The organism is Candidatus Magnetobacterium casense, from assembly GCF_019173545.1.
In the GTDB taxonomy this organism is placed as follows: Bacteria; Nitrospirota; Thermodesulfovibrionia; order Thermodesulfovibrionales; family Magnetobacteriaceae; genus Magnetobacterium; species Magnetobacterium cryptolimnobacter.
The window spans coordinates 1-12592 of the sequence record NZ_JABXWD010000069.1; the positions used below are offsets into that span (position 1 = coordinate 1).

The window sequence follows — 12592 nt, forward strand, 5'->3', positions numbered from 1 at the left end:
AAATGTTAATGACAAATTTCATGATGCACGAAAAAACTGCACTCACATTCAGCCTGGTAAACTGGATAGTCGGGATGGAGGAGAACGGCAAATCATCCATACTACGCGCCATTGAGTTCGGGCATTGGCGGCGCAACGAATACCTCCCGGATGGCGGCGAGGGGGTAGCAAACATAGTAAGAACCGGAGCGAAGAAATGCGAGGTCGTAATCGAAAAAGCGAATGACAAAACACTCAAAGCCAGCTACCCCCCCGCCGGGTCAGAGGATATTCTCGAAGGGGAATATTCTTCTGACATAATCAAGGCCTGTCTCCGCTGCCGATGGCTTCTCTTACAGAAAGAAACAGCACAAAAAGAGTTCTTCCAGAATCTTCTTCTCCCCCCGTGGGATCAGCAGGCGTTCATCGGGGCGTTGAACAATTATCATCCTGACTTCCCAGACCTGGGAGAGAGGTTCTGGAACTATGCCGTAGATGATGAGGCTTTCCCCGGTATAGACATTGACAAGCTGTATGAAATAGCAAAAGAGGGGCGTAAAGACGCGAAGAAGGATAAGGTCACGGTTGACCAAGGCAAGCCGCAGCATCCGGGAGAACGTCCCATAACAGCATCTCTCAAGGGTGACAGCGTAAAACAGAAAGACATTGATAAAGCTGAAAAGCAGTTGGAAGAGGCTATCCGGGTGCACGAAGCCGAGAGGCAGAAGTTTGATGGCGCCCATCAGGAATATGAACGTGAACTGCAATCCTGGAGGACCATGGAATTTTCCCGGTCACATGCCAGGAGCAATCTGCAGCGGGCACAGGAGGAGGTTGAGAAGGCTGTCAAGGCGATCATCCCAGAAACAGAGGCGGCAGACCTGAAAGCTTATGAGAAGAACCTCGGGGCCGTCATTCATGAAGTAGAGAAGATTGAGAAGCAGATTGAGAAGATAACAAAGTCTGATGAGTGCAAAGGTAATCAGGCTAAATGCCCCAAATGCGGAGAGAAAGAGTTTCAAATTCATTGTGCCCATTGCGGAGTAGATATGGCACACTATGTTGACGTTATAAAGAAGAATGAAACCGAGACAGGTGAGTTGGGAAGTCTTATAGCAGGGGCAAAAAAACTCCGGGACCAGGAGAGAGAACTGACGAACCTCCTGAAAGAAGGTATTGACAGCGCAAATAAGTCCCGGCAAAGCAGACTCCGGGCAGATGCGGCGGTGAAGGCTGAAGAGGTAGCCAAGAAGCAGATGGAAGAACTTGGCGAACTGCCCCCGCAGCCTGAGTATGTAGAACCTGATAGAGAGAATCTCGATGCGCTGCAGACAAGACTGAGAGCATATAAACAGGCGTTGAGCGATGTTACCACGCAGTTCAATTACAATCAAAGTGTTGAACGATACGTTTCAAGGCTGAAAGAGTGGGAGGGCGAATCCCAGGAGATTGAAGCACAGGTGAAGATGTTCGAGGTCATCTGTGACGCACTGTCTCCCAAAGGTATCAAACAGCAGGCTCTCAGAACTGTGATAGAAGAGTTCGAGCAGCAGGTGAATAAAGGCTTATCGGTGTTTGGGTACAAGATGAAATTCTCCTGTGAGCCGTGGAACATTCTCGTCGATCCTGGGACAGGTTGCGGGTATGTGACTATACAATTCCTCTCACAGTCGGCTCTGTCCCGTGCAAGCATATCTTTACAAGTCGCAATAGCCAGTGTGTCCGGGTTCGGAGCAGTTGGGATCGACGAACATGCTTTCGGACCTTCGCTCCGGGGTATTCTCTATGAGTATCTCGTGGAAAAAGCTGGCGTTCAATCCTTTGTCGTTTCCACCCTGATTGAGAGAGATGAAGAGGGTAACATGCTCATCCCAGAACATCCCGGGGACGATTGCACGAAATTGTTTTTGGTCAAAATGGGCAAGGTTAGTGATATTTGATCACCTCAAGCAGTTGGAGAATCCGCTGATATGAATTGGTACGTTAAAACGGGTGGAAAGTTGGACTGATGAAATGGGCAATTACAAAGGCTATAAACTGAAGAACTGTAAAACCTGCGGCAAACAGTTTAAGGGCCATGGGAACAAACGCTATTGTGGTAGGCCCTGCACCAGGAAAGATTTTGAGGAAGCTGAGAACCGGGAGAAACATGATACGTATGTTCAGCACAAGCGGAGTTACAATTACTCAGAGGAGTTTCTTGATCGGTGGGAACGTATATTTCATCCGAGAATGAGGGAGGATGTTTATGGAGAGCCAGAACGAGAAGAGCGATTGCCTGAAATGTCAGAGGTTCAAAGGGTCAATGCAAGGCGGCTTATGCACCCTGAAGCTCCCGGATAAAGATTTGCGGGTTTGGGAGATGAAAGAGAAACAGATCGGGCAGATGGCAGGGCATTGTGTGTATTATAAGGAGATGAAGGAGGCAAACTAACGATGTTCAAGTGTGCTGAATGTGGAGAGTGGTGCAGTATAAACGATGTGTTTTATTGTGCTATAACAGAGGCCGCTTATTGTCTGGGGTGTGCCGAGAGAATGGGGCTATGTCAGAAACAGTAGTTCCATGTCACAGATGCCGGGGCACGGGAGAGGATATAATGAAAATCCACGGGTCCTCTCAGTGTGAATATGAGGGGCAGAGCGTATGGCAAGAGTGGGTTATGGAGTTGAGAATTCGCTGCGCAACCTGCAAAGGTGATAAGGTCGTGGTGAGAAGGAGAGAGAAATGAAAATACTCAGTTTTGACGTAAGCGCCAGAGCAGTAGGATGGGCTTTTTGGGATAGTATGAGCATTTCCTGCTTTGGAACGATAGAGGATAGCTCCAGGTCTATGCTCCAACGGTTGAGAAACATGGATTATGAGGTGCAGAAGCTCTGCGGGCAGCTCCTCGGAGAATCAAAATGTTACTTTGAGAAGATCGATAAGTGGGACAAGAACGGTAAGCCCAAGAAGGTGACTTACATTCCTCATACGATATTTCTCATAGAAGATGGCTTTGTTGCCGGAAAGAAACCTACGCTTGCGCTTGGCAAAGCTCGGTATATGGTGGAGAATGTCCTGTTTGACTACTGTGAACCAATAGAGGACAAGTGCATCAAATATTTTCTCCCCGCTGTGTGGCGAAAAGCGTTGTTCGGAGAGAAGTCGCAGGTGAAGTCGAAGGAACAAATCGTTGAGGACATACGGAAAAGAGGGTATGACGTTAAGAACGATGATGAAGCCGATGCAGTTGGTATGCTGTTGGGATATTTTAATATGGAGTGACAAATGATGAGTGACGATATGGTATATTTCGAGGGAAAATATTATCCGTATAGTATATTTCATTGTCCGCGTTGTCTGACAAGATTACTTGATAAGAGTGATTCTGTTAGCCAGCCCATTCACTTGAAATGTGCGGTATGCCTATCTGTATATTCTCTCCGCATAAAAAGTTCTTCAAATATATATGGACAATATCCTATTACATTGATTGAGGTTTAATCCCAGAAAGCGAGGTGGTGCGCTATGTGGGAGCCGGTGGCTGCGGTCGTAGCAACACGATAAAGCTCCCTGATGAACAGACAATCGGCAATGAAATGTGTGGATGCTACTCACAATTGAATCACAAAGCCAGAGACAGGCGGGGGTGTCCCGGATAACATGGTGTGTCTGGGGCATCTCCCCGCCGAATAAGAGAGGACAACAACAGTGAATATAGCGAAGATTTGTAAAAACTGCCGACATTGCGGTGAGCTGTTGATAGACGAGCATATAGCAAATGTTATGTGCTATCGTGATTATGTTTTTGGCACAGATACATCAGCGGGTGGGACTGTATATGATGTTTTTTATTATGATTCCTGTGACAAATGGGAGGCTAAAGGTGGAAAGCGTAGATGACATATATCGAGAGTGGGAGAGGATAGAAAGAGAGGTGGCGAAAAATGATTCAATTAAATGGAGAGAGATACTACGACATGAAAGAAGCAAGCTGGCGGCTGTGCGTGTCGGCGTTACAGATACAGAGGTTGGCCTATTCGGGTCAGATGAAACGAGAGATGGTGACTAATGCCTCTGGCCGGGTTAAGTATGTGATTGGCGAGGACGAGCTGCACAGGGTTTATCGTGAGCATTTCTTGAGGCGGTGCAAGCGTTGCGGTCAGCCGCTCATCGGTGTGCATGGGGCGAGAGAGTTCTGTTCCCCCAGGTGCCAGAGAGATGAGAGGAAGGTGAAAGCGTGAAATGTCCTGAATGTGGAGTAAACTGGGAAGAAGGCAAAGATGCGAAAGTTCTCGCTTATCAAGTATCCGGGTCAGACGATCCCAATCTCTTGATATGTTCACAGTGCGGAAGGAGTTTTACTGTTCATCCCACCGACTGTGCCGGAGTGACGAAGAAGGATCTTATGGATTGGATTATGAGATTGGATACCGCAACCAATTCTGAAAGATGCGAAACTCAAGGAAAATGTTTTTACAGTGTTGTCAATATCATAGAAGAGATGCGAAAAAAAGCGGGTGAGTGAGGAATGAGAATAACAATCGAAGATGTGAAGAAATGGAGAGTATGTGAAAAGTATCAGGAGAATGATTTTGATCTCCTGAAACGGTGTTTTGGAAGGCGAAAGTATCTGACAGAGAATTTGATCGCTACTTTGAAAATCCCTCCAGAAGATCGCTTATGGGCACTTCATAGGATGATGAGTGACAGCCAGCTTCATGAGGTGGCTTGCCGATACGTGGAGCAATTAGTGTTGCCGGATGTTGAGAAAAAACATCCTGAGTTCAGGGTAGCACATGATATTATTGCGGCCAAGCGAAAATGGATGAGGGGCGAGATCACAACAGAAGAGCTTAATGCCGCCTGGGATGCCGCCTGGGATGCCGCCTGGGATGCCGCCTGGTATGCCGCCTGGGATGCCGCCTGGTATGCCGCCAGGGATGCCGCCTGGGATGCCGCCTGGTATGCCGCCAGGGATGCCGCCTGGGATGCCGCCTGGTATGCCGCCTGGTATGCCGCCAGGGATGCCGCCAGGGATGCCAGGGATGCCAGGGATGCCGCCTGGGAAAAAGAGATTGAGATTTCACTTGTTGTGCTGAGAGAGGTTCCGAGATGAAGTATTCGTTAATACTCATGGACCCGCCCTGGGCTTATGCAGATCGCCGGCAAATCCGAAAATACGGCAAAGTCGCCAGGCGCGGCAAATGTATCTGTTACACAACGAGAGAAAGAGCAGGTGATCAACAATGAAAATAGACCCACTTGACGGCGGCACAATAGAAATCAGCTTCACAGAGTTTAATACCTTCTGCACGTTCCTGCTGCAGAACTATCACCGGATGCTGGTTGACCTGCACCTGAACGAGTCCTTTGGGAAAATGACTGATCAGTTTATTGAGGCGACACTGACAGCCTGGCAGGAGCATACCACTCTGGAAAGTGGAGACAAGAAATGAAACTGAAGGAACAAGTTTTGTTGGTACTCGAGTCGCTTAACCGGCTGGAGGACAAGCAGCTCCGAGAGGTGATTGAAGACGTTTGTCAAAACGCCGTGAGGTCTGAGGAGAAACTGCGGCAGATTGGTAACATCGTGAATAACCCCTCTGATCAGTCTATGAAACAAGGCATAGGTATAGCCACGTTCATTCAGCAACGGGCACAGATTCGTAAGATTTGCGGGAGGTAAAAAAACCACCCTCCCAAAGCTGAGAGGGTGTAACTCTATTGTAATTAACCCCGGTCAAAGAACTATCTTCTTCTGGCCCCAAAGCTGAATTTAACCGCAGGCCCCTGCTGTTGCTTCATGGCATCATCAAGAATAGTCTCTCTCGTTTCGGTGGTGTGGCCCATCTGTGCCTGGCGCCTCTGATCCTCCTGTGCATACTTGCTATATCGTGGAGTAGGATAGCCAAGAACAATCAGGAACAGATCCCGGATGTCCTTGTATCCAAGGGCGATGGCCAGAGAGAAAGCCGATATACCGTTATCATCTTCCTCTCCAGGATGCTCTCCTTTTCGAAGAAGTTCTTCTACTTTCATCGTGTCGCCCACAGCAACGGCCTCGTGTAACAAGCCCATCTTATTTCTTTCCCTTCTTTTTGACTTCTGCTTTGGCGGCTACTTCAGCGGCTTTTTTCTTAGCCTCTACCTCTGCCCCGTTAAACTTCTTGTAATCCTCCGGTGTGGGTGCAAACGGATCTCGCTTCATTGTCTTTTGTCCTCCTTTTGTTCGTGAAATTTATTCCATAGGTTTTCTGTCAAGATGTGCAGAAAATCTTTGGCGAAGTTATAACATACTTTCTCGGAGATTATCCGGGCCTTACCGTCCTCAAACGCAATGCCTAACTCCTGGTAAAGCCACTCACAGAAACAGCTTTCTTTTCCTACGGCTTTTATTTTGAATCTGTGTTCTTTCGGCGTGTCCAGGCAGACTATCTTCTCCATAGTGAACTGTATCCTGGTCTTGCACTTCGGGCAAACGATTCGATACGGATGGAGAAAGCTGAGTATCTTCTCCTTCAGGTTGTTGAAAACCATTATACCCGATTCGCTGAGCGCCCCGCTATCTGGTAGGATTATTCCTGGTGAACTCATATAATAATTTCCTCCTTGAATTTTTAATACTTCGGTGTATTCCTGAACCGTGTGACAGATCCCACAAACGGAACAATCGTCCCGCCGTGAAAAACATTCACACACCCCTTACTGCAAAATGTTCTCTTCTGCAGGTCGATCAGACATTTATCATACTTGCTGATTTTCCTCCCACACCTGGCACATTCAGCGACCGGTTTCAATACTTTCTCTTTTTCTTTCATCATTCATCTCACCTCATCTGTTTTTTATAGCGAATTAACGCTGTTAACGCCTGTGTTAATATTAATCAGGTCATCTACTGTTGTCCCTGAGTTTTCGCCATGTCTTTCTGGACCTTTTCTCTCATCTTTGCATACTTCTCTGATTTTCCTCCCTCGTACTGCCTCGGATAATTCGCTTTTAAATATTCATCCATCCATCGAGTCATCTGATATTCCAGTTCAGCCTCTTTCCTGTCCATTATCTTCTTTACTCGTTCAGCGTTTTTTGTATCACCCTTTTGTTTGTATCTCTTGTATGCTTCGTCCAGCTTATATAAATCCCTTCTGTACTTCTCTTTTACTCCCTTTTGCGTGTCCTTCAAGCCTGACATTTTATAGGAGTCAGTCAATTTAATGTCGGTGCTGAACGGCCTCAATGGAGTGGTGGAATGAACAGCCGCCCCCAGAACACTCTGCGGTTCATTCGATGCTCCATAAGTGAGTCCCTGCGTGGCTGCTCCTATTCTTTTCACCGCCTGATATGGAAATGGATACATCTTTTGCAGAAGTAAATCGGCCAGCACACTTGCCCTGTCGGGGTCATATCTGTTCACGACCTGCTTTCCGGTGAATGGGTCAACGCCTGTCTGTGACAGACTCAACCCACTTGTTATTGGGTCTTGCATCCCTGACATAATTGACGGCATAGACAGAACCCCTGTAGTCTGCTCACCGGCCGCTAACGGGAATAACCCGGCCAGTGGGAACGTCTGGACATTACCTTGTTTATCTCTGCCGATGACAGGATTCATCCAAACCTCTTTACCCCTCGCTAGAAGATTCAAAGCATCCGGTATTCCGGTAAACCTTAGACCCTTCTCTTTTATATACTTAGAAGTCTTTCTCATTGTTTGACCGGATGATCTTGTTCCCGGCGTCCCTGCATCCCGAGCAGCCATCTCCTCCTCATCGGTTATTCCGCTATATGCTTTGGCCAATTCGTTCACAAGAATTGCCGCTGCCGGGACACTCCAGAATCTCGCTGCCTGCCCCCATTTTTGTGCGGAAGTCAACATCCCTCTCCCACGACCAGCGGCTATCTGTGCCAGCTTAGGCATAATATCGGCATAGAACGTGGCAAACGGGATGCCACCAGGAACTTGTCTTATGGCTTTGATAAGACCTGACTGTTTCGCATAGTTGATTAAATACCAATCAGCCATATCGGTTGCGGCCTTGCTGGCGGTTATGTCATTTTTCGTAAAATCTCTCAGGCTTTGAATAACCCTCCCTCCTGGAGCCGTTATGGTTTTTCCGTCTGGGGATATGTCATACCCTGCTTTCTGCATTTCTTTCAGCCATACGAAAGACTTAGCCCCGATTTCTGACCCCTGATAAATCTGTCCAGGGAGCTTCTTACCCGCTCGAATCTGTTTAATTGCCCTCGGGTCATCTCTTCCTATTCCTTCCATTATATCAGTCTTGGTGGCTTGACCCACGTTCATTGTTTCATATCCTGTTCTGGTCAACTCAGATTCAAGACCAGCTTGACCAAGACCGCCTCTCTTTCCGAGAAGAGAACCAAGATGACTCTCAGGATTTCTCATCATAGATTTCACAGCAGAACGAATAGGAGCATTGGCAGGAAGACCGGGAACCTCTCCGTAAGCCACCCACAACATAAACCTGTTGAATACTTCATTGTTGATAAGAACTTTCGGATTCCATACGGTCAACATAGATTTATGTCTCGGCACAACCTCAGTCATTATAGCATTGACAAACTTTTCCGCCCATCCGTTAACCTCTTTGTTCGTCTTAAACACTTGGTTTATTTCGTGCATTAAGTCACGATGGATATAGTCACCCTTTGATCGAAGAATATTCTCCACTCTTGACGCCACATTGTTTTTGTTGTCAATGTTTATGTCAACATAGTCTCTCGGCATTGGAGCACCTGGGACTTTTTTAATGATATACTGTTTCCCTCCCGGCTGTGTCGCAGTACCGGCCACCTCGTTAGCCCACTTCATGATGGTCGTCAGCTTTTTCATTTCACCTATTCTTATGGATTTCTCCAGCAACGGATCTATGTGACCACCAAGTTTCTCCAGACGCTTCACTGTCTCGGGTAACTTGGACTTTAAACCCTTGCTCGACAGACCTATATTACTCTTTATGAGTTGGTTGTAAGCCGCATTAAACTTGTCTCCTGGGGCAGAATCAATAAGCTGATCAATTATCTTCAGTTGAGAGGCTGTCCTCGTATCGTTGGGGAACTGAGATATATACTGTTCAAGCTCGGACTTCAAAACCCCAAGCTCGGCCTTCGGACCCTCGGCAAATGTTTTACTCATCTCTGTGAGCCAATACATCGACGGGTCATAAGTCTCAAACGCAATCTCTTTTAGAAGATTTGTGGACGGGTTCTGAATTATCTGCTGCTCATAGTCCCGTTTCCCTCTCTCAACAACCCTCCGCAATATATCCTTTGCCCCGCCTTTTATAAGATAATCTTGCCCAAGATTCTGATCAGTGTAAGTGAACTCTTTCCCTGATTGAATCGTGTCGTAAAGATTCTTGTCGATCATAGACTCTCGTATCATGTTGATGTAGAGAGGCGAATCAAGCTGGCTAAGAACATCGGTCACTTCATTAAACTCTCGTTGCGCTACCTGCCATTCATCGTTGACCCGTTTTGCCATGTTCTGAAACGCCGGATCAGGTGTGACCGCCTCAATCGTTCCTCTTGTCATATCAGGAACGTACATAGTCTTCCCGGCCTGTATGTCATTAAAAACCTGCGGCTCAGTCAATGCTTCATTTATGAGATATTGATGCGCTGGTGAACGCAAAGCGGCCAGTTCTGGAGAACCTAACATAGAATCAGGAGAAAGATTCTCTTTCGTCATCCTCTTGGTTATCGTGTAAATGAACGGTGACGTTATCCGCGCTTCATTGACACCCTTCCTGAGACTGTCCCAGACACCCTCGAAAGATCCCGGCAATCGCCCGAGTTTGCTTACCCATTCTCTCGGCTTATCTTTCAGCCATTGAGTAGCGCCCTCGGCTTTTCTTCCCAGGTATCCCTTCCACTGTTCCCCCAAATCAAAGCCCGAATACATCTTCTTCAGTTGCGGCAATCCTGACATTCGAGCCCCTGAGGTCTGTATCTTTATATCATCTTCTTTCAGTCTCAGAACACCGTCAAGTATTTTACTCCCTATATTGGCGGTATCTATTCCGTAGGTGTCACCTGTCTCCTGCGCTCGCTTCCCAATGTCTTCGAAGATATTTCTCATCTGCATGAGTTTGTTGGTAGGCATGGCCATGAGTTTCTCAAATCCCTGTCCCTTCATAACATCCTTTACGCCCTTGCTTTTCTTCGGGAACATATCTGTGAACATCTTCATCAGGTCGAAGCCGCTGTTGAACTTTGACGGCTCAATCATATTCTGAACAGCGGCAATGTCTTCAGGAGATACCCTTGCCGCACTCTGACCCTCCATTTGAGGATATTCTTTTGCAAGTTTGGGCGCACTTGGGGCAACACCTCCAGGCACCGGTTCTTGAAATCTTCCCCTCTGCGCTATCTGTTGCAACAACGCAGGGTATAACTGAGATATATCAGCCGGTGGAATTTCCGTGCCTTCGAGCATAGACCTGGGAGAAACAGATTCGCCAGCGCCAGCTTTCAGGTTTTCCGGTAAAGACCTCTGATACTTGTCCATCCATACGGGCAATCTCCCTGGCGGCCTCTCTTCTGGCTTGAGCAGATCCATAAGTGTCTTCAGAATATCGAAGCCTGATCCAAACTGGACACTCCCCGGTTCAACCATCCCCCTACCCACAGGTGCGCGAAATCCCATGGCTTCTTCCGGGGTCACGGGAAACTCTTCCAGTGTCCCGCCTCTTTCCCTCATTCCAGCTTGTTCTGGGACGGCTGTCATCTGTTTCTGTGGGTCGAACATCTCTTGTGGGTATCCCCTCACCGGCTGAGATGCGGCGTATTGCTGTTCACCCTGCATAATCTCATTGAACGCCGCCTGTTCTTCCGGTGACATGGGCTTGAATTGCCCTGCCTTTCTCCCTATAATTTCCCCTTCTGGCGGCGGTAACGCCAGCACAGGTTCATTCGTGTTGACGTATGCTCTACCCGGCATCTGACCGGATGTGTCCTCCATGGCCGCCTTTGATAGTTTATCCTGAAGCGTTTCCCCCATCTCAGCCACAGGAGGAGGCGGTATCCCCTCACTCTCCCTGATAATCTCCGCTATTTTAACCTCATCGAGGACAGGAGGTTTCCCTGTATCGTCTATGACTTTCTGAATATATTCTGCCACGGCAGGATGCATCTGTGTCCCGGCTTCCGGTGCTACTGGAGATGGTTTGACTCTTCCGGCTTTGCCTCTTAACCCCTTTGCTCCATGGAGAAGACCACCACCGAGCATAAGAGATAGATTTGTCGGTGAAGTTGACATGTTGTATAGTGACTCAGCAGATGAACCAATATAACCTTTGTCAAATTCCGGTTCTGGTGCATCAAACCGACCAGCCTGTTTCATTGCATCCACCATACCAGGTTTTACTACACCAAGTTTCTCCAATGCCCGGAGTTTTTCTTCCATGGCATAACCCGCAGGATTCGTTAATATCTGGTGGCCGCCCCGCTCGAACTTCTCCACTTCTGGTTTAAATTCTTCTCCAGCCAATCCCTCGATTCCGAGATTGAAAAGATTGCCCACTCTCCCGAATGTCGATTCCTCTAATTTCTTTTTCCTGTCACCCCAGGATTCGCTCATCTCCTTCGGCGTTTTTCCCGCCATAACATCTACAGCGGCAACGGCAGGGGCAAACGCCGTGAAACCCATGGCGTTTACTACATCTCCCGGCAAAGTCTCAGGATGTATGGCACCCAATATCTTTTTACCTGTGGCTATCGACTCATCGACTGTTGGAAAGAGTTGCCTCTTTAACTCTTCTCCTCTCCTTCCCAATCTTGCTTTCGGGGTCATGTCTTTTGTGATAGGAAGATCCTTCAGCATTTGATTGATTTCTTCGTCTATACCAATACCCTTATTCTCCATCGGTAAGCCATCTAACATACTGTTAATCTCTTCATCTATCATCGGCTTCTTCGGACTCGTTTTTTGTGGTAAGGTGTTCGTGGGAAAATTAAAATCATACGCTGCAATATTGGGATCCTCCGCTGTTGATTCAAATGTTTTTAACCTCTTCTTTGTGACTGATAATTTTCTTTGAGGACCAGACCTCACATAATCAGCTATCGGTGTTATTATCTGGTCTAACGGATGCATAGGAGGGACTTCGCCCATTTGTTTTGTCTCAGGATTATATAGCCATCGGTCAGTCTTCTCTTGACTAGGGAGAACATCAGATATGAAAGTAAGAGTGTCTTCATAAATACCCAACGGCTACACCCCCATCTTGGTTTTAGCTTCGTTCAACGCTTTTTGCGCTTTTGCCTTCGCAGCTTTCTCTTCCTCAGTGTTCTCGGGAGCTGCGTCTATTTTCTTCTGCATAACATCAAAACGTGATTTCTGCTCCTGGGTAAGTCTAACTTTTTTATCAGGCTGAACAGTATCACTCACCTGTGTAGTATCTCCTGTATCCGCAGGCGTTTTTGTTGGCGCCTGCTGGTTTCCTGGAACAGTCTTTACCGGCTGCTGTATGTTTGGCGAAGTGCCAGTATAAATCTGCAGATTTGAGTCGTAAATCTTCTGTGCATCGTCCATAAACTTCTTGGCTTTATCAGTGTCCATACCTTTGAGTTCTGTCATAAACTGCTGTTTGTATTGATCAGAATAAGTGG

At 47.3% G+C, this 12592-nt stretch carries 12 protein-coding genes; 7 read left to right on the top strand and 5 right to left on the bottom strand.

Annotation, left to right across the window (positions count from 1 at the left end; translation table 11 throughout):
* The 7 genes from HWQ67_RS05605 to HWQ67_RS05635 form a co-directional block, all read left to right on the top strand.
* On the top strand, positions 1-1919 hold a 1919-nt coding region (locus HWQ67_RS05605), incomplete at its 5' end, for a hypothetical protein (RefSeq protein WP_218251669.1).
* Between the two features lie 73 nt (positions 1920-1992).
* Positions 1993-2322: a hypothetical protein gene (locus tag HWQ67_RS05610; protein WP_218251670.1), complete on the top strand. Its 330-nt coding sequence runs from the start codon at positions 1993-1995 to the stop codon at positions 2320-2322.
* A gap of 382 nt (positions 2323-2704) precedes the next feature.
* Complete coding sequence (locus HWQ67_RS05615) at positions 2705-3244, top strand: hypothetical protein (protein ID WP_218251671.1); 540 nt, start codon at positions 2705-2707, stop codon at positions 3242-3244.
* 662 nt (positions 3245-3906) lie between these two features.
* Positions 3907-4203, top strand: a complete 297-nt coding sequence (locus tag HWQ67_RS05620; protein WP_218251672.1) for a hypothetical protein — start codon at positions 3907-3909, stop codon at positions 4201-4203.
* A 455-nt stretch (positions 4204-4658) separates the two neighbouring features.
* Positions 4659-5078: a hypothetical protein gene (locus HWQ67_RS05625; protein WP_218251673.1), complete on the top strand. Its 420-nt coding sequence runs from the start codon at positions 4659-4661 to the stop codon at positions 5076-5078.
* Between the two features lie 130 nt (positions 5079-5208).
* Positions 5209-5418 carry a hypothetical protein gene (locus HWQ67_RS05630; protein ID WP_218251674.1) on the top strand — a complete coding sequence of 70 codons (210 nt, stop codon included), beginning with the start codon at positions 5209-5211 and terminating at the stop codon, positions 5416-5418.
* 17 nt (positions 5419-5435) lie between these two features.
* On the top strand, positions 5436-5648 hold the full coding sequence (locus tag HWQ67_RS05635) for a hypothetical protein (protein WP_218251675.1): 213 nt from the start codon (positions 5436-5438) through the stop codon (positions 5646-5648).
* Positions 5649-5710: 62 nt separating this feature from the next.
* Here the strand turns inward: HWQ67_RS05635 and HWQ67_RS05640 are convergent, their stop codons facing one another.
* From HWQ67_RS05640 to HWQ67_RS05655, 5 genes are all read right to left on the bottom strand, one after another.
* Positions 5711-6040 (bottom strand): ankyrin repeat domain-containing protein, encoded by a 330-nt coding sequence (locus HWQ67_RS05640; RefSeq protein ID WP_218251676.1) that lies wholly within the window; start codon positions 6038-6040, stop codon positions 5711-5713.
* A 1-nt stretch (position 6041) separates the two neighbouring features.
* Entirely contained in the window at positions 6042-6170 is a 129-nt protein-coding gene (locus HWQ67_RS19850; RefSeq protein WP_255317135.1) for a hypothetical protein, read from the bottom strand.
* A complete protein-coding gene (locus tag HWQ67_RS05645) occupies positions 6167-6556 on the bottom strand; it encodes a hypothetical protein (protein ID WP_218251677.1) in 390 nt (129 codons plus the stop codon). Before HWQ67_RS05645 ends, HWQ67_RS19850 begins: the two co-directional genes overlap by 4 nt.
* Before the next feature lie 298 nt (positions 6557-6854).
* Entirely contained in the window at positions 6855-12077 is a 5223-nt protein-coding gene (locus HWQ67_RS05650; RefSeq protein ID WP_218251678.1) for a hypothetical protein, read from the bottom strand.
* Positions 12078-12194: 117 nt separating this feature from the next.
* The coding region (locus tag HWQ67_RS05655) for a hypothetical protein (RefSeq protein WP_218251679.1) at positions 12195-12592 on the bottom strand (398 nt) is incomplete at its 5' end.

Excerpts from the sequence above, each read along its gene's own strand:
- HWQ67_RS05650 (WP_218251678.1), bottom strand. The coding sequence starts at position 12,077 with ATGCATCCGTTAGACCAGATAATAACACCGATAGCTGATTATGTGAGG.
- HWQ67_RS05625 (WP_218251673.1), top strand. The coding sequence starts at position 4,659 with ATGATGAGTGACAGCCAGCTTCATGAGGTGGCTTGCCGATACGTGGAG.
- HWQ67_RS05640 (WP_218251676.1), bottom strand. The coding sequence starts at position 6,040 with ATGGGCTTGTTACACGAGGCCGTTGCTGTGGGCGACACGATGAAAGTA.
- HWQ67_RS05610 (WP_218251670.1), top strand. The coding sequence starts at position 1,993 with ATGGGCAATTACAAAGGCTATAAACTGAAGAACTGTAAAACCTGCGGC.
- HWQ67_RS05615 (WP_218251671.1), top strand. The coding sequence starts at position 2,705 with ATGAAAATACTCAGTTTTGACGTAAGCGCCAGAGCAGTAGGATGGGCT.
- HWQ67_RS05630 (WP_218251674.1), top strand. The coding sequence starts at position 5,209 with ATGAAAATAGACCCACTTGACGGCGGCACAATAGAAATCAGCTTCACA.
- HWQ67_RS05620 (WP_218251672.1), top strand. The coding sequence starts at position 3,907 with ATGATTCAATTAAATGGAGAGAGATACTACGACATGAAAGAAGCAAGC.
- HWQ67_RS19850 (WP_255317135.1), bottom strand. The coding sequence starts at position 6,170 with ATGAAGCGAGATCCGTTTGCACCCACACCGGAGGATTACAAGAAGTTT.
- HWQ67_RS05645 (WP_218251677.1), bottom strand. The coding sequence starts at position 6,556 with ATGAGTTCACCAGGAATAATCCTACCAGATAGCGGGGCGCTCAGCGAA.